General features: G+C 50.9%; 15 protein-coding genes. 8 read left to right on the top strand and 7 right to left on the bottom strand.

The features are described from left to right. Positions 1–5: 5 nt before the first annotated feature. The 3 genes from ABXS88_RS09160 to ABXS88_RS09170 all read right to left on the bottom strand — a co-directional run bounded on the left by ABXS88_RS09160 (position 6) and on the right by ABXS88_RS09170 (position 1,725). Positions 6–1,139, bottom strand: coding sequence for a DegT/DnrJ/EryC1/StrS family aminotransferase (locus ABXS88_RS09160; protein WP_353671739.1), 1,134 nt, complete (start codon positions 1,137–1,139; stop codon positions 6–8). A 206-nt stretch (positions 1,140–1,345) separates the two neighbouring features. Next, positions 1,346–1,525, bottom strand: coding sequence for a photosystem I reaction center subunit X (locus tag ABXS88_RS09165; RefSeq protein ID WP_353671740.1), 180 nt, complete (start codon positions 1,523–1,525; stop codon positions 1,346–1,348). 11 nt (positions 1,526–1,536) lie between these two features. Then, complete coding sequence (locus ABXS88_RS09170; protein WP_353671741.1) at positions 1,537–1,725, bottom strand: NblA/ycf18 family protein; 189 nt, start codon at positions 1,723–1,725, stop codon at positions 1,537–1,539. Positions 1,726–2,268: 543 nt separating this feature from the next. Here ABXS88_RS09170 and ABXS88_RS09175 point away from each other — a divergent pair. Both ABXS88_RS09175 and rpiA read left to right on the top strand, forming a co-directional pair. Further along, the gene (locus tag ABXS88_RS09175; RefSeq protein WP_353671742.1) at positions 2,269–2,760 is read left to right on the top strand and encodes an RNA-binding protein; all 492 of its coding nucleotides are present in this window, start codon (positions 2,269–2,271) and stop codon (positions 2,758–2,760) included. A gap of 38 nt (positions 2,761–2,798) precedes the next feature. Beyond that, entirely contained in the window at positions 2,799–3,512 is a 714-nt protein-coding gene (rpiA, locus tag ABXS88_RS09180) for a ribose-5-phosphate isomerase RpiA (protein ID WP_353671743.1), read from the top strand. Here rpiA and ABXS88_RS09185 read toward each other — a convergent pair. Then, entirely contained in the window at positions 3,509–3,919 is a 411-nt protein-coding gene (locus tag ABXS88_RS09185; protein ID WP_353671744.1) for a hypothetical protein, read from the bottom strand. The two genes, rpiA and ABXS88_RS09185, sit on opposite strands and share 4 nt — an antisense overlap. Further along, a complete protein-coding gene (locus ABXS88_RS09190) occupies positions 3,916–4,167 on the bottom strand; it encodes a hypothetical protein (protein WP_353671745.1) in 252 nt (83 codons plus the stop codon). Before ABXS88_RS09190 ends, ABXS88_RS09185 begins: the two co-directional genes overlap by 4 nt. 67 nt (positions 4,168–4,234) lie before the next feature. On the opposite strand from ABXS88_RS09190, the gene ABXS88_RS09195 reads away from it, so the two are divergent. From ABXS88_RS09195 to ABXS88_RS09210, 4 genes are all read left to right on the top strand, one after another. Further along, positions 4,235–5,491, top strand: a complete 1,257-nt coding sequence (locus tag ABXS88_RS09195; RefSeq protein WP_353671746.1) for an MgtC/SapB family protein — start codon at positions 4,235–4,237, stop codon at positions 5,489–5,491. A gap of 184 nt (positions 5,492–5,675) precedes the next feature. After that, positions 5,676–7,280, top strand: coding sequence for a mechanosensitive ion channel family protein (locus ABXS88_RS09200; protein ID WP_353671747.1), 1,605 nt, complete (start codon positions 5,676–5,678; stop codon positions 7,278–7,280). Positions 7,281–7,446: 166 nt separating this feature from the next. Beyond that, positions 7,447–10,191 carry a glucosidase gene (locus ABXS88_RS09205; protein WP_353671748.1) on the top strand — a complete coding sequence of 915 codons (2,745 nt, stop codon included), beginning with the start codon at positions 7,447–7,449 and terminating at the stop codon, positions 10,189–10,191. A gap of 118 nt (positions 10,192–10,309) precedes the next feature. Then, positions 10,310–11,785, top strand: a complete 1,476-nt coding sequence (locus ABXS88_RS09210; RefSeq protein WP_353671749.1) for an alpha-amylase family glycosyl hydrolase — start codon at positions 10,310–10,312, stop codon at positions 11,783–11,785. A 215-nt stretch (positions 11,786–12,000) separates the two neighbouring features. Here ABXS88_RS09210 and ABXS88_RS09215 read toward each other — a convergent pair whose 3' ends face one another. Both ABXS88_RS09215 and ABXS88_RS09220 read right to left on the bottom strand, forming a co-directional pair. Continuing rightward, entirely contained in the window at positions 12,001–12,969 is a 969-nt protein-coding gene (locus tag ABXS88_RS09215; protein WP_353671750.1) for a DUF362 domain-containing protein, read from the bottom strand. Between the two features lie 31 nt (positions 12,970–13,000). After that, positions 13,001–13,534 carry a DUF3038 domain-containing protein gene (locus ABXS88_RS09220; RefSeq protein WP_353671751.1) on the bottom strand — a complete coding sequence of 178 codons (534 nt, stop codon included), beginning with the start codon at positions 13,532–13,534 and terminating at the stop codon, positions 13,001–13,003. A 95-nt stretch (positions 13,535–13,629) separates the two neighbouring features. On the opposite strand from ABXS88_RS09220, the gene ABXS88_RS09225 reads away from it, so the two are divergent. Together ABXS88_RS09225 and ABXS88_RS09230 are read left to right on the top strand one after the other, a co-directional pair. Further along, positions 13,630–15,195, top strand: a complete 1,566-nt coding sequence (locus tag ABXS88_RS09225; RefSeq protein WP_353671752.1) for a cation:proton antiporter — start codon at positions 13,630–13,632, stop codon at positions 15,193–15,195. A 200-nt stretch (positions 15,196–15,395) separates the two neighbouring features. After that, positions 15,396–16,619 (top strand): M20 family metallopeptidase, encoded by a 1,224-nt coding sequence (locus tag ABXS88_RS09230; protein WP_353671753.1) that lies wholly within the window; start codon positions 15,396–15,398, stop codon positions 16,617–16,619. The last annotated feature ends 17 nt before the right edge of the window (positions 16,620–16,636 follow it).

The following is a 16,636-nucleotide window of genomic DNA, read 5'->3' on the forward strand; positions in this document are numbered from 1 at the left end:
GCTGGCTAAGCTCCTAGGTGACGGACGAGGGCCGCTCCGACCCGCTCCGCTTCGGCCTCCGTCATGCCTGAGGTGAGGGGAGGACAAATATGCCTCGGACACCAATACTCGGCCTGGGGAAAGGACTGGCCCGCACAAATTCCTGCAAAGACGGGTTGCTGATGGCAGGGAATTTCATAAACGGTTCCCCCTAGGAAGATTTGCTCCTCGGCCAGGGCCTGTTTAACCTCTAGGGTTGTTTTGCCCTCCGGTAACAGAACAATAAGTTTATATTGACTGGCCCGATCCATGTGATCGGTACTGACAAAGGTCAAGCCCGCAGCCCGCAGGGGAGCCGTAATTAATTCGTAGGCCCGTTGGCGACGGGTGAGCATCTGGTCTAACTTGGCCAGGTGGATTTGGCCAAGAACCGCATGGATCTCCGTCATCCGGGTACTATTGCCAAAATCCGTATGCAGGCCACCAAAATTCATCCCCCGTTTGCCCTGGTTCCGTAGCGAGCGGGCAATTAGGTCTTCCTGCTCATCATTGAGGGTGATCATGCCCCCTTCAAAGGTGGTCATAACCTTGGTGGGAAAGAAGGAAAAAGCGGCCCCATCCCCTAAATTGCCGGCCTGGACATCGTTGAGCTGACTGCCGTGGGCGTGGGCTGTATCTTCTAGAACAAACAGGCCCTTTTGATGACAATAATCCACGACTTGGGGAAATTCCGGGGAAATCACCCCGCCAATGTGCACCCACAGCACCCCGGAGAGGGGTTTGGCGTAGGTTTGGCCCTCTACCGCGGCCTGAACCATGGCTAGGGAAGGGGCAAAGGTTTTCGGCTCCATATCGAGGTACTGGACCTCCCCGCCGACCCGGAGTACGGCGGCAACAGTGGCAAAATTCGTGTTGGTGGGAACTAAAACCGTTGTATTTTCTGCTTGCTTGAGACGGAGCAGGATTTCTAGTCCAGAGGAACCACTATTGACAGAGACAGCGTAGCGAGTGCCGACGTAGGCCGCAAAGGCCTGTTCAAAGGCCTGACTATGGGGCCCGAGGATTAAGGTTCCTGATTTGAGGATTTGACGCGCTTCCGAGAGAAACAACTCAATCTCTTCGTCGGTAATATCGAAGTAAAAGGGCTTAATTGGTTCCACGGTAATTGCAAGCGAATAGGCTGGGACTATTTTATCGCCATATTAGCTTTCAGGATTGATGAGTCAAACCGTAACACTTAGCTACAATCTATTTTTTTTAAGTAAAGAGCCACTTCTGCACCCCTGTCGCTCTGTCGTCCTTGGCCAAAGTAACGCAGAAGGAAGAGATGGAGAAAGTTGACCCAAAGGGCTTCAGGGCCAAGGCCCTAGAATAAGGACTTTTTCATCAAGTCACGGATTAGGTTATCTCGAACCATCAATTGCTGCATAGCATCTAGAAGATGGTTGATAACGGCATCCCGGTCTAGATCCTGATATTCCTGCTGGAGGCACTGCAATTGAAATTGCTGTTCCAAGGATAATTCAAAAGCATTACTGTTCATCATGGTGTAACTCCTTAGCCCAGGGGCTGGATAGGGGCTTGTTGCATCAAGTCTCTGAGGACATTGGTTTTGATCATCAGCAGACGAGAGGCCTGAACCAGTAATTCCAAAGCCTGGTCTCGGCTCATGCCCTGGGCCGCATCGTGTAGGCGCCGAAATTCAAACTGCTGTTCCATAGTGAGCTCAAAGGATTGAGATTCCATCGGGATGACCTCCTGACTGTTGATGTTAAGTAAAGTAACAAATAAATTGACAAAGTGTCTAGGGTGTGAAACTAGATTGTCGAGGAGTTGTCTTTGTTCCCGCCCTGGGAGGCGATGCACACGGCTTCATTTTTAGCAATACATAATTGTAAAGTTTGCTCAAAATGAACAAAATCCTGAGCGGTAGTGACGAAATGACTGGATAGTTGGCTAAATTCCTGGAGAATTCCCCCAATTGTTTGACGAAGGGGATAGCGAATCTGTAATAATCTAGGGGGGCCATGGACTCAGCGAGTTCTCAGCACCAGCCTTTAAGTCTCTCCTTCGATGCAAGTCCGGCTCTTCCCATCCCAGCGCAACCCAAGAGGTAGATTCATTTTGACGGCAAGGGTCGATAATGGTGTAGCAGGTGACGTTTTAAAAATAGAGGGAATTCCCATCGGTGATTCTTCCTCCGGTGTCGTACCTTTGATGCGGTTGGGGACTGTGCCCTGTTTATCAAACTTTTCTTTTATATCTAATATTCCTGGAGGTCTGTAACCCATGTCCGTTCGTCTCTACGTCGGTAATTTGCCCAAAGAAGCCATTGAGCGCGAAGCATTACAAGAAGTTTTTGCCGAAGCCAACGCCGTGGTTTCGACCAAGGTGATCAAGGATCGTAAAACGGGAAAATGCCGAGGCTTTGCCTTCGTGACAGTTTCCACTGACGAAGCCGCTGATGAATTTATCGAAAAGTATAACGGCCAATCCTTTATGGATAGCGAGCTAAAAATTGAAAAGGCCCTGCCCCGGGAAAAAGGCAAAAAAGAAGACGAGGAAGAGGGAGCAGAAGGCCCTAGCCTCGAAGCCAATAGCGATGAAACTGCCGCTCCCACCAGCAAGGCGAAGAAGTCAGATAAAAAGCGGGGGGGACGGACTCGGAATCAAGGCCAAGCTAACGTGGTGTCTAGCGGTCTGGAAGGATTTCAGCCCGATCCTCGCTGGGCTAGCCAACTGGCCCTCCTCAAGGAGCAACTCGCGGCCACTAATAACTAACAACCCAGGCAATATTCTGAAGTAACGTTGAGATCACAATGCCAGAAACAGCAATAGACCTAACTAAGCTTATGAAGGAAGCCGTGGGCCGAGCCGCTGCGGCCCGAGTGCAATCCAATTCCATTGTGGGGTTAGGGACAGGTTCCACTACCGCCTACGCCCTACAGTTCATTGGGGAACGGCTTCAAAATGGGGAACTCAGTAATGTGGTGGGGATTCCTACCTCCTTCCAAGCTGAGGTATTGGCCCGCAAGTATGGGATTCCCTTGACGACTTTAGATGTGGTAGACCGCATTGATATTGCCATTGATGGGGCCGATGAAGTAGATCCTCAAAAAAACTTAATTAAGGGGGGCGGAGCCGCCCACACCCGCGAAAAAATCGTCGATGCGCTTGCCGATGTCTTTCTCGTCGTCGTCGATAGCGGCAAGCTGGTAGAAAACTTGGGATCTACCTTTTTACTGCCTGTGGAGGTGATTCCCATGGCCCTGACTCCGGTGATGCGGGCCTTGGAAAAATTGGGGGGCCAACCCGAATTGCGTATGGGGGTCAAAAAAGCTGGCCCCGTGGTGACCGACCAAGGCAATTTAGTGATTGATGTTAAGTTCGACCGCATCGACAATCCAGCGGAACTCGAAAAAACGATTAACAACCTACCGGGAGTTCTAGAGAATGGCCTCTTTGTCGGGGTTGCTGATGTGGTTTTAGTCGGTGAAGTGATCGACGGCAAACCCTCGGTGCGGGAGTTTTAACCTCTGGCATGGGATGTCCCAGGGTTAGAAAAAGACGATAACTTTTGGCAAAGACGCTGGGCCAGGCCCCCAGACTTGAGCGGCTCAAGATATCCGTCGGTGTTGACCTTGACTCGGTCTCGACAATTGTAGCGCTGGGGGGCCTGGGGGATCCCATCCATCGTTACCACCACTCGATACTCCCAGGGATATTTGGCACTGCGTTTGACGGTCTCCAGGCAAAGGGTGTGGGGCCCTTCAATACGACAAAGGTTCACTTGGGCAAAGGCCGGTGCCATACTCCCGCCAAGCCACCCGAGGCCGCTATAGTAACCGGCCAGGAGCAGACAAGCCGAAAGATTGACGACGAATTTAGGAATTCTGACTAATCTGGGAATATATCCTAACCCACCAGGGAAACTGTTCACAGTCTTTCAACACTGCCGAAGAAAATCGGCTCTACCCGAATGGCCACGATGGCCGCTGGCCGAACTACCATGTACTCCCCTTGAATATTTTTGATCGGAACCGTGACAAATTCCTGGGAATCGTACTTAGGGACAACCTCTTTACTGTACCATTGTTGAAATTCTTGAATATTCAAAAAACGAACTTCCTCCCGATGGCCATTGGACAGGAAAAGATGGATTGCGTACTCGTCGGGTTTCTGAGGCATAGCTAATTTAGCAAATCATTCACTCAGAATTATCAACGATGGCGGCATCCCACGGAGCAAAACTTTGATGGATCTAACCATTGCGATCCAATTAGCAACAGCCCTAGCCTTGGGGATGATTATCGGTCTAGAACGGGGATGGTCTACCCGTACAGACCCAGACCAGCAGGGAAGTGGGGGAGTTCGGAGTTTTGGCTTAGTCGGCTTATTAGGCGCGATCACGGCCCTCTTGGCCAACCAATGGGGTTGGGGCATTCTCGGGCTAGCCTTCCTTGGCTTGGCCCTTTTGGCCACAACGGCCTACGCTTTGACTGCCCGTCATTCCCAGGATTACGGCACAACTACGGAACTGGCGTTATTAATCACCTTTGTTTTGGGCGCTTTAGTCGTCAGGAATTTGGCCCTGGAGGCCGTGGCGGCCGCCGTTGTTGTCACCTGGTTATTACGGGCCAAACAAAATATCCAAAAAACCCTCGTCTTTCTCCAGTCAGAGGAATTAATCGCCACCTTGCAGGTGCTCCTGATTGCCACGGTGGCCCTGCCCCTCTTGCCGAACCGTGACCTGGGGCCTTGGCAAGCCATCAATCCCAGGGCTGTAGGCTGGCTGGTTTTACTGATTATGGGCATTTCCTACGGAGGCTATTTTGCCCTGCGACTCTGGCGCAATCAAGTGGGCCTGTTGCTAGCCGGTTTACTGGGAGGCCTGGCTTCCTCCACGGCTACCACCCTGGCCCTGGCACGACTGGCGCGACAAAACTGTGACCAGATTCCTAGCTTAGCGGCGGGTATTGTCTTGGCCACCGGAACCATGGCCCCCCGCTTGTTTTTGGAGATTACATTCCTTCAGCCGGCCTTGGCCCAATCCCTACTGCTCCCCCTGGCCGCTCTGGTGATTGTCCCCTTGATCGGTGGCCTGGGAATTCTCTATCGCTATCCCTCCCCCGCAACGCCATCCCCTTGGCCCGTCACCAACCCGGTCGATCTACTCAGTGCTAGCCAGTATGCTGGTTTGTTGGTGGTTCTTTCTATCCTCATTCAGGGAGTCCGTTCAGCCCTCGGAACAGCGGGTGTCTATGGCCTGGCGGCTCTTTCCGGCCTAGCTGATGTAGATACGGTAAGCATTGCCCTAGCGCGTTCCGTTAATCAGGATTTGGCCCTACAGACCGCCCAGCAGGCCATTTTCTTAGCGGTGGTGATGAACACTTTGATCAAAATTGCGCTGGCTTGGTTGATTGGCGGCCGGCAATTGGCCCAATGGTGCGGGGCCGTCCTACTGATGAGTCTGGGGGTGAGTGCCCTGGGTATTGCATATATAGGCAGATGAATAGAGGAAATCAAAATGCAATACCCCGAGTGTCAATCTACCGATGACGCTATTAGCGTTTATTTTCTGGGCTTTGTTGTCGATCCAGAGAGCTAGGATGGTAGGTAGGGCCAGAAGCGACTAGTTCAGTGGAGGATCTATGCCGAGAAAATTGCGTGGATTATGGTTCAGCATCATCCTCATCATGGCTACTGTCTGTATCTTACTAACGGCTAATCTTCAGGGTTTGGTACTGGCCCAAGTCTCCCCTTCTCCCGTTGCATCTCCTCCGACGTTGTCGGCAATTGTTCTCGATGGGCAACCGCTCATAACCATTCAAGGGCCTCTCGGTAGTTTAGATGCAGTAAAAAGAGCCGAACGAGGGAGTCGATATTTACAGGAATTTGCTGATGATCAGTCTCTCTCCCTGGATTCCCTTGAAATTTACACCGGGGATAATGACGGAATTCCCCTCAGTAGCATCAGTGCTGGTAGTATCAACATCTTAACCATTTCTAATCGTGATGCCGAAAAAGCGGGTCAGTCGCGGAGGGCCCTGGCCACGGCCTACGCCCAGAAGCTCCGGCAAGCGGTGGAGCGTTATCGACAGGAGCGGAATGTTCGCTATCTTCTGCAAGCAGCGGTCTGGAGCCTCCTAGCAACAGTTCTTCTAATACTGTTTTTATTGATCATCAATCATTTTTTTGCTGGGCTTTATCGGCGTTTCCAGGTCTGGGAACAGTCTTATATTCACCCTGTTCGTTTGGGCAACTGGGAACTCATCCGCGCTAATCAATTAGATGATATTTTCAGGGGATTAGCCTGGTTATTGCGGGCGATTTTGATTCTCAGCTTATTACTAGGCTATTTTTCTTTTGTCCTACATCAGTTTCCCTGGACAAGACGTATTATTCAGCTTTTTGAAGGCTATTTTCTCGAAAGCCTACAAGCCAGTGGAAAGGCTTTTACGAATTATTTACCCAGCTTATTAACTATTCTTTTTGTTTGTTTAGTTACCTATTTCTTTCTACGTTTAGCCAAGCCATTTTTCCATGAGTTAGGAGTTGGTACCTTTTCCTTACCAGGCTTTTACCCAGAATGGGCCCAACCGACCTATCGCATTGTTATTTTTTTGGGTATTGCTTTAGCAGCCGTTATTGTTTTTCCATTATTACCCGGTTTTCAGTCTCCAGCTTTTCAAGGAATTTCTGTCTTTTTAGGATTATTGATTTCCTTAGGTTCAACGTCTGTTATTGCCAACCTAATTTCTGGCAGTGTTTTAATCTATACTCGGGCTTTCCGGGTTGGTGATCGCATTAGAATTGGTGACATTACAGGCATTGTTCTAGAAACAACATTACTGGTAACTCGTATTCAAACGCCCACCAATATTATTGTTAGCATTCCCAATGCTCAAATTAGTACTAGTTCAATTGAAAACTTTAGTTTTGGCTATCGAGAGTTTCAGAAACCCCTTATCTTGCGAGTTCCAGTTTATCTAGGCTACGAGGTCGCTTGGCGTGATGTCTATCAGGCCCTGATCCAGGCGGCCCTGAAAACCAATGGGATTTCAGCGTCTCCTTCTCCATTTGTTTTACAAGGGGAATTAAATGAAGTATATGTCACCTATTTTCTAAATGCCTATATTGATGTTAATTATTTTAAAGATAAAGAGTTAAAAGAGGTTGAATTGAGTCGTTCCCAGTTGAATGAAAATATCCGAGACTGTTGTGCAGAGGCCGGCATTCGTATCTTTGCCCCGAGTTACGAAGCCGACCCAACTAACTATGGCCCTGCTGTTGATCGTTAATTCTAGTGGGGCCCCGTGAGACCAAGGGAAATCGATCCATTCTGTTCTTATTTGGGGAGTATTAACGATACCTTAAGTTTTTTCATCGGTTGTGTCAGGGCATATTTTCTTCCTTACCCTTGAGGTAGATTAATTAATTCTCCAGTTTTCAGTAGCAGGTTTAGCGATGACGAACAACCCCGAACGCCAACGTCTCCTCGAGGCCCGTGACCCCCAAACCCCTTGGAAAAAGTGGGGCCCTTACCTCAGTGAACGGCAGTGGGGAACGGTGCGGGAAGATTACAGTGAGAATGGAGATGCCTGGAACTACTTTACCCATGACCAAGCCCGCTCCCGAGCCTATCGTTGGGGGGAGGATGGCCTAGGGGGAATTAGTGATGATCATCAAGTCCTTTGTTTTGCACTGGCCCTATGGAATGGTAATGATCCTATCCTGAAAGAACGGTTGTTTGGTCTCAATAATAGCGAAGGAAACCATGGGGAAGATGTCAAGGAATACTATTTTTATTTGGATAGTACGCCTACCCATTCCTACATGAAATATCTCTACAAGTATCCCCAGGCCGCTTTTCCCTACGAAGACCTGGTGAGGACGAATCAACAACGTAGTCGAGAGGAGTTGGAATACGAACTACTGGATACAGGTATTTTTGACGATGATCGTTATTTCGATATTTTTGTGGAGTATGCCAAAGCCGATGTAGAGGACATTTTAATCAAGATTAGTGTTTGTAATCGAGGGCCAGAAGCAGCGCCTCTACACCTCCTACCAACCCTGTGGTTTCGCAATACCTGGTCTTGGGCTGATGCTAGTTCTAAGCCGCTCCTGCAAAAAATTGGTCATGCAGAACAAAGCATTATCCACGCCCACCATACGGATCCCCTATTCCAGGAATTTCTATCGGATTACTATCTCTACTGTGAGGGCCCTGTTCCCCTCCTATTTACAGAAAATGAAACCAACCAGGCCCGTCTTTTTGGCGAACTCAATGCCAGTCCCTACGTCAAGGATGGCATCAACAATTATGTCGTCCATAGACAAGAGGAAGCGGTCAATCCGGCTCAAAATGGGACAAAAGTCTGTCCCCACTATCAACTGATCGTGCCTGCCGGCGGAACGGAGGTTGTTCGTTTGCGGTTGTCTCGCTCAACACCAACGCAACTCAGTCAGCCCTTTAGCAGATTTGAGGCCCTAGTCCAAGCTCGTTTGCAAGAAGCCGACGTCTTTTACGACTCGATTACACCGACCCAGATGACAGAAACATTCCCCGAGCGAGCTATTCTGATGCGGCAGGCCCTGGCCGGGATGCTCTGGACAAAGCAGTATTTCTACTACGACGTCGATAAGTGGCTAGAGGAACACAATGTGACCCCTTGGTCAGGCCCGGAGCAACGACACCGAGTTCGTAATGGCGAATGGTTTCATGCCTATTGTGATGACATCATCTCGATGCCGGATAAGTGGGAGTATCCTTGGTTTGCCGCCTGGGATCTGGCCTTTCACATGTTGCCCTTGTCGAATGTAGACTCGGATTTTGCTAAGGCACAGTTGGATTTGATGCTCCGCAACGACTACCTGCATCCTAATGGTCAAATCCCAGCCTACGAGTGGAATTTTGGCGATGTCAACCCTCCAGTGCATGCCTACGCCACCATGCAGATTTACCTCATGGATAAGGCTCGCAATGACGGTCAGGGAGATATTGACTTCCTCAAGTATGCCTTTTCTAAACTGCTGGTCAACTTTACCTGGTGGGTCAACCGCAAGGACCGGGGCGGCAACAATGTGTTTGAAGGGGGTTTTTTAGGGTTGGATAACATTGGTGTGTTTGATCGTAGTTCCCCACTCCCCACAGGCGGTTATCTAGAGCAAGCAGACGGCACGGCCTGGATGGTTTTTTTCAGTCAGCAGATGCTACGGATTGCTGTAGAGTTAGCCATGCATGACCCGCTTTATGAAGAATTTGTAAGCAAGTTTTTTGAGCATACCATGTGGATTGCGGGGGCCATGGATCGCCTTGGAGAACATCAGGATGAAATGTGGGACGAAGAAGATGGTTTCTTCTATGATGTCCTGCGTTTGCCCGATGGTACAGCTTTTCGCCTCAAGGTACGGTCCATGGTGGGACTACTCCCCCTAGCGGCCGTGGCTATTTTTGAAGCGGCGGACTTGACCAAGGTACCCAACTTTGTCAAACGTGCTCAACAATTTTATCGCCGTCATCCCGAATTACTAGCCAATATGCATTTACCGAGTCAACCGGGGACAGGGGGGCGGCGGATGTTGTCTGTGTTTACTGAAGAGAAATTGCGCCGTGTTTTGGCTCGCATGTTGGACGAAAATGAATTTCTTAGTCCCTATGGTATTCGTTCCCTTTCCCGTTACCATCAGGAGCATCCCTTTGTCTTTGTTCACAATGGTCAGGAATTCCGAGTGGACTACTTGCCTGGGGATTCTAATTCGGGGATGTTTGGCGGCAATTCTAACTGGCGGGGCCCCGTCTGGATGCCCGTCAATTTTGTACTGATAACAGCACTCTATCGGCTCTATGCTTTCTACGGAGACGACTTCAAGGTGGAATGTCCTACCGGTTCGGGACAGTATATGACCCTGTTTGAGGTGGCCGATGAACTCGGCGATCGCCTAACTCACATCTTTCTGCCCGATGAAAATGGTCGTCGTCCCGTCTATGGCAGTTCGGAAAAATTCCAAACGGATCCGTACTGGAAGGACTATATCCTTTTCTACGAATACTTCCATGGCGACAATGGGGCAGGCATCGGTGCAAGTCACCAAACCGGCTGGACGGGTTGCATTGCCCGCATTATTCAGATCATGGGGGAGATCACCACAGATATGTTTACGACGGCAGAGGGAGAGATAGCTGTCATGAAGAAAATGGGCAAGTAACGGCTGGTCTGGAAAAGTGGGGGTAGCCGTTGTTTCTGGCTAGTTTTTAGCTTCTGTCTTCCCCAAAAAGAAAAAGGAAATCGTTAAGGGACTCTAGAAAATTTAATCAATCAACCAGATGAACAGCTATCCTTCTCTTTACCAGATCAATACCCGCGTCTGGCTCAATCGGCTATCCCGCCAGATCGGTCGCCCGGCTACCCTCAATGACATTCCCGATGCCGCACTCGATGAATTTGCCGATTTAGGATTCCACTGGATTTATTGCCTCAGTGTTTGGCAGACTGGCCTGATGGCGCGTCAAGTCTCCCGTTCTAATCCCCAATGGTTAGCTGAATATCGAGAACTGCTACCGGACTTGCAAGCGGAAGACATCTGTGGCTCTGGGTTTGCCATCACCAGCTATACCCTCAATACCAGCCTGGGAGAAACCGATTCTTTGGTTCGCCTGCGCGATCGTCTGCATCAACGGGGCCTGAAGTTAATGTTGGATTTTGTCCCTAACCATACTGCCCCGGACCACGCCTGGGTTCAGGAACACCCAGGATACTATGTCTTTGGTACAGAAGACCAATTGGCCCAACAGCCCCAAAATTACATCAAGCTCGACCTTCCCCAAGGGCCAACAATTTTGGCCTATGGCCGCGATCCCTACTTTGACGGTTGGCCAGACACCCTACAGCTTAATTATGGCAATTCGGCTTTACAGGCAGCTCTGGTGGCAGAACTCTTGAAGATCTCCCATTGGTGTGATGGTTTACGCTGTGACATGGCCATGCTGGTATTACCGGAAATCTTTCAACGAACCTGGGGCATTGCCACCGACCCCTTTTGGCCCCAGGCGATCACTGCCGTTCGCCAGCAACACTCCGATTTTGTTTTTATGGCCGAGGTCTATTGGGATATGGAATGGACGCTACAACAACAGGGTTTTGACTATACCTACGATAAGCGCCTCTACGACCGCCTCAAGGAACAATCGGTACAAGCCGTGCGAGAACATTTCTGGGCGGATTTGTCCTACCAACAACGATCAGCTCGCTTTCTAGAAAATCACGACGAAGCCCGAGCCGCCAGTACCTTTCCCCCGGAGATTCACCGAGCGGCCGCTATTCTGACTTTTTGTTGCCCGGGCCTCCGCTTTTTCCACCAGGGCCAGTTACAGGGCTGGACTCAAAAGATTTCCGTCCACTTGGGACGAGGGCCTGAGCAACCAACGGATCTCTGCCTGGAAGATTTCTATCAAAAACTCCTATCCGTCTTACGTCGGGAGATACTCCAAAAAGGGGCCTGGCAAATCCTTGGGGTTAATCCGGCCTGGGAAAGCAACTGGACAGCGTCAGCTTTACTGGCTTTTGCTTGGCAGGGCCAGGGGGTGGACTCTATCCTAGTAACGGTTAACTATGCACCGCACCAGAGCCAAGGCTATGTCCCCCTCCCCTGGATAGCGCTAGAGACGTCGAGTTATCACCTCCAAGACCTCATGGGGACAGCGGATTATCATCGGAGTAGCTCCGATCTACACGGGCCCGGACTCTATCTTGATTTACCAGCCTGGGGTTATCACATTTTTAGCTTGATTCCAGTTCCCTAGATGATTGTCCAGAGACTTTTCCATACGGTAGGAAAAAAAGGGCTTATGGAAAAGCCGCTAACCCTAATCAGCAAAAGCCTTACAGTGCTTGATTCTGAGGCTTTAAGGGGTAAAGCGGCCGTCTAGCAATCGGAGGGTGATATTGACTTTATGTCTTAACTTCCAAAATAGTTTAAATCTCTCAGGATTTATGTATTGTATTTAACCAAATGGCCCTAGGAAACCGGGCGCTGGGCGTAGGCATGAAAGGGTTCTTTGATAAAACGAATGTAAAGATGTTTAAAGGTGGAGCGCAACACTCGAGGCAGACCAAAATCGATGGGGAGTAAGGCCTCGGGAAGTTTCCAGTCCTGCACTTGCAAACTGCTGGGATGGGCTAGGGGGAAGGTTAAGTCCTTCCAGGCTGGCGTGAGACCGAGACGCTCCTGGGCCACCAAAGTTGGGATAAGGGCTGGGTCAACCTGAAGAATATCGGCCAGAACGGCATCAAGGGCAAAAACATTCGTCGCGGCGGCCAGCAGGCCGAGGGGCCGGGGAGAGCCATTCATCGGGCCATTGCCTTCGTGGGCAATAATGCCATCCACAATGGTGAGGTCGGGTTGGATAGCGCGGGCGGTTTCCACTAGCATTTCACCAAAGCGGGTTGCATCTTTACCGGCTTCCATATGCCACCAGGCTTTCATTTTGCCCGGCACACAGCCAAAGAGATTTTTCACCCCGAGGGTCATGGTGAGTTGGACATGGGATTTGATCTTCGGCAAATTAATCACCACATCGGCCTCCATGGCTTCCTTAGAAAGACGCAGATGATGAAAGGCCTGGCTTTCCGTTCCATAGCGATGGCCATGGAATTCCACCACAGGCAAATTTAGTTCCTGGATCAACGGCAGATAACCATTGGATTCCACCACGCCCCGTGCCGTACCAAAGGCCGGACTGTCGCCCAGAAAGGGTCGGCCCCCAGCGGCCTGTACCAGCTTGGCTACACAATAAACCAGTTCCGGTCGGGTAATACATTCCTGGCCCGGTCGGCCGGCCGTCAGCAAATTGGGTTTTAGCAGGACGCGGGAGCCGGGTTTAACCCAGGTGGTGATGCCACCCCAGGGAGCCAACAGTCGTTCCAGTGCCAAACTTAAGCTCTCCAAGTCGTAGGAAGCAGTGGATAATAGAGAAATAGGAATCATTGCGGTTTTTAGGATGGAAGTCCCCCTGATTTTAAGTCTTTGTAATCAGGGCTGACCATAGCCAACGGGGGCCGTAGGGATTACTGCAGAATAAAAGATCCACCAGAAATTTAAAGGCCTGGGGACGCGCGGGAGACGGTAGGCCAAGGCGTTGGCATTGATCTTGATAGCGAACCTCGAACTTCTCTAGGTAAGTTCCCAGTAAAGCCGTTTTACTCGGGTCTTTGCCTTGCTCTTGCATTTGCTCCAAAAGGGTGACGGCCCGCCGTAAAATCTCCTGGTGTTGCTGGGCCAGCTTGGCCACGATGAGAACTAAGGAACGGGCTTCTTCAAAACTAAAGGCGGATGTTGCTCCTGGCTCGGCCGGGCCAAGGTAACGACTGAGGGGCGGTAGGCCGTCTAGGGCAAGAGCTTGACTGGCCTGATTCCAACTGCTTTCTTCCAATTCCGTTAAGGCCCAGAGAGAAAGTAAAAGGCCTTGAAGATAGCCTTGAATCAGCGGTAATTGATGGGCATCGGCCGTAATCACCAGAGGAAGTTCAAGCCCATTGTTGCTGTTAACCATACTTGCTTTCACCGACAGGCTTTACTCCCACGAAACTACACTCCACGCCTAAAATATTCTAGTCTGGCTTATTCACAATCGGGAGTTCCCTATCCATGAGTCTCGGCTCAGCGGCTGACGCGGCTATTCAACAAAACCTAGAACAGTTTGTTATTGTCCTCTCTGTCTCTCTTTCTGTCGCTACCCTATCCCGTATTGTTCCGTGGCTCCGTCAAATTCCTTATACTCTCCTGCTCGTTATTGTGGGCCTGGGCCTCTCCTTTGTCGATGTCCGCCTGGTGAATCTTTCGCCCCAACTGATTCTGGAAATCTTTTTACCGCCCCTACTGTTTGAGGCCGCTTGGAATGTCCGTTGGCCCGACCTCAAGGCTAACTGGTTCCCCGTCACGCTCTTCACTATTTTTGGGGTAATTATTTCGATTGTGGCCATTGGCTTTAGCCTGAGTCAATTTACCAGCCTCACCCTGCCGACGGCCCTATTGGTGGCGGCGAGCCTATCGACCACCGATCCTGTCTCCGTAGTAGGGCTGTTTCGGCAGTTGGGGGCCAGCAAAAAACTGAGCATTCTAATGGAGGGGGAAAGCCTGTTTAATGACGGGGTGGCCGTCGTGGCCTTTGTCCTGTTGGTGAGCTTGCCCTTCGGCTCCGAGTTAATTTCGGTGCCCATTGTTCTGCCGCTTTTTTTAAGCTTTGTTGGCATTGGCCTAGGCATTGGTTGTCTGATTGGCTTTGGAATTTCCTACCTCACCCAACGCTTTGACCTGCCTCTCGTAGAGCAATCCCTGACCTTGGTCGCGGCCTATGCCACCTATCTGATTACAGAAGAATTGGGGGGCTCGGGGGTTATCGGTGTAGTGACGGTAGGCATCATTCTGGGCAACTATGGCTCCCTTAATGGCATGAATCCCCGGACTCGCCAGCTAGTATCGGAATTTTGGGAGTTTCTCGCCTTTTTTGTCAATTCTATTGTATTTTTGCTGATTGGTGACCAAGTCCGGTTGGTTAATCTGGTAGACAGTTTTGGGGTGACCTGTGTTTGCATCTTGGCCGTCGTCGGATCCCGCTTTTTAACCATTTTTGGTTTTAGCGCCCTTAGTAATTGGCTGGTGCAATCCAACATTGGCTACAAAGAGCAGACGGTGCTCTGGTGGGGCGGCCTCCGGGGCTCGGTCTCCGTGGCCCTGGCCCTGAGTGTGCCAGGGGCCCTCAGCCAACGCCAAGAGATTATTAATGTGGTCTTTGGGGTGGTGTTATTTACCCTATTGGTGCAGGGCCTGACCATGCAGGGCCTGTTAGAGCGCTTTAATCTCATTGGCGACCAACAACTCAGTCGTAGTTATTCTGAACTCTTGGCCCGTCAGGTGGCCCTGAAGCGAATTCTCAATTACCTCGACCAGTTGACCCTCTCCAGCGAAGATAACGTTGAGTTGTACCAATCCCAACGGGATGCCATCGAAGCTCGACTCCAACAGGTCGAACAGGAGGTACAGGCCCTCAAGGCTGCAAATCCCCAATTGGAAACCATCATGCGAGAGCAACTCCAAGAAACCCTGCTGAATCTAGAAGCCGACACCTACGCCGAACTGATCCGGGCCGGTCGTCTCAATCAAGACCTACCGCCCCTCTTGAGTGATTTATTAGCCGAAACCCAAACGGCCTAGCTAGTAGTTGAGTTTACAAATCCTCCAATCTACGAACCATTCACAGCTGACCAAATTAGGAAAAGCTTACCGGTAATTGGCCAAGACTTTGCCCTTGTAGAATGCCTTGAGTGTCCGGTAACCTGAGCCGTGAAGCAAAATAGCCAAGGATGGGTTTGGTACAATCAACACTACTATCCGCTCTACCCGAGAACGTTCCGATGCTATCTACCCTTCCCCAAGGAACTGACCTTGACACCACGCAAATTCGCCTCGCCATCCGGGGCCTCCATCCCCAGCTAATTCACTGGCGACGACAACTGCATCAGTTTCCTGAATTGGGTTTTCAGGAAAGGTTAACGGCGGACTTGATTCATCGCACTCTGCAAGACCTCGGCATTGAGCATCAAACAGAGGTTGCTAAAACCGGCATTGTGGCTTTGATTGATAGCGGCAGGCCTGGCCCTGTGCTGGCGATTCGGGCCGATATGGATGCCCTGCCCGTAACGGAGGAAAGCGAGGTTTCCTACCGCTCCCAGCATTTGGGCATTATGCATGCCTGTGGTCACGATGGTCATACGGCCATTGCCCTGGGAACAGCCCAGTACCTGGCCCAGCATCGTGATAGTTTTCGGGGGCAGGTCAAAATTATCTTTCAACCCGCAGAGGAAGGGCCGGGGGGAGCCAAGCCAATGATTGAGCAAGGGGCCTTGGACAACCCCAGAGTGGATGGGATTGTGGGCCTGCATCTTTGGAATAATCTACCCTTGGGAACTGTGGGGGTCTGCGCTGGGCCCTTGATGGCAGCAGTGGAAACCTTTAGTTGCACGATTTTGGGCCGGGGCGGCCACGGGGCCATGCCCCATCAAACCGTGGATTCCATTGTGGTGGCGGCCCAGGTAGTAACGGCCCTGCAAACCATTGTGGCCCGCAATATTAACCCCCTAGAGGCGGCGGTGGTGACGGTGGGAGAACTCCAAGCCGGGAGTGCTCTCAATGTGATTGCTGATACGGCCCGGATGCGGGGAACCGTCCGCTACTTTGACCCCAAATTCCAGCACTATTTTGCTCCCCGTCTGGAAACGATGATCAAGGGCATTTGTGAGGCCCAGGGGGCCAGTTACGAATTCCACTACCACCATTTATACCCTCCCGTGATTAACGATCCGGGGATGGCTGACCTCATCCGCTCCGTGGCCTTGGCAGTACTCGAAACCCCCGCCGGCTTAGTGCCGGATTGTCGCACCATGGGGGGAGAAGACATGGCCTTCTTTTTGCAAGAGGTACCAGGCTGTTACTTCTTTCTGGGTTCAGCCAACCCGCGCCAGGGTCTTGATTATCCTCACCACCATCCCCGCTTTAATTTTGATGAAGCGGCCCTGCCCATCGGAGTCGAAATGTTTGTACGGTGTGTCGAGCAGTTTAGTGCAGGCTGGCCAGCCTAGGAGTTTGAGGGACAATC

Origin of the sequence: Synechocystis sp. LKSZ1 (genome assembly GCF_040436315.1) — a bacterium.
Lineage (GTDB): Bacteria > Cyanobacteriota > Cyanobacteriia > Cyanobacteriales > Microcystaceae > Synechocystis.

Coding starts and splice junctions, on each gene's coding strand:
- ABXS88_RS09165 (WP_353671740.1), bottom strand. CDS start 1,525: ATGATGAACAGTAATGCTTTTGAATTATCCTTGGAACAGCAATTTCAA.
- ABXS88_RS09170 (WP_353671741.1), bottom strand. CDS start 1,725: ATGGAATCTCAATCCTTTGAGCTCACTATGGAACAGCAGTTTGAATTT.
- ABXS88_RS09175 (WP_353671742.1), top strand. CDS start 2,269: ATGTCCGTTCGTCTCTACGTCGGTAATTTGCCCAAAGAAGCCATTGAG.
- rpiA (WP_353671743.1), top strand. CDS start 2,799: ATGCCAGAAACAGCAATAGACCTAACTAAGCTTATGAAGGAAGCCGTG.
- ABXS88_RS09190 (WP_353671745.1), bottom strand. CDS start 4,167: ATGCCTCAGAAACCCGACGAGTACGCAATCCATCTTTTCCTGTCCAAT.
- ABXS88_RS09195 (WP_353671746.1), top strand. CDS start 4,235: ATGGATCTAACCATTGCGATCCAATTAGCAACAGCCCTAGCCTTGGGG.
- ABXS88_RS09200 (WP_353671747.1), top strand. CDS start 5,676: ATGGCTACTGTCTGTATCTTACTAACGGCTAATCTTCAGGGTTTGGTA.
- ABXS88_RS09205 (WP_353671748.1), top strand. CDS start 7,447: ATGACGAACAACCCCGAACGCCAACGTCTCCTCGAGGCCCGTGACCCC.
- ABXS88_RS09210 (WP_353671749.1), top strand. CDS start 10,310: ATGAACAGCTATCCTTCTCTTTACCAGATCAATACCCGCGTCTGGCTC.
- ABXS88_RS09215 (WP_353671750.1), bottom strand. CDS start 12,969: ATGATTCCTATTTCTCTATTATCCACTGCTTCCTACGACTTGGAGAGC.
- ABXS88_RS09220 (WP_353671751.1), bottom strand. CDS start 13,534: ATGGTTAACAGCAACAATGGGCTTGAACTTCCTCTGGTGATTACGGCC.
- ABXS88_RS09225 (WP_353671752.1), top strand. CDS start 13,630: ATGAGTCTCGGCTCAGCGGCTGACGCGGCTATTCAACAAAACCTAGAA.
- ABXS88_RS09230 (WP_353671753.1), top strand. CDS start 15,396: ATGCTATCTACCCTTCCCCAAGGAACTGACCTTGACACCACGCAAATT.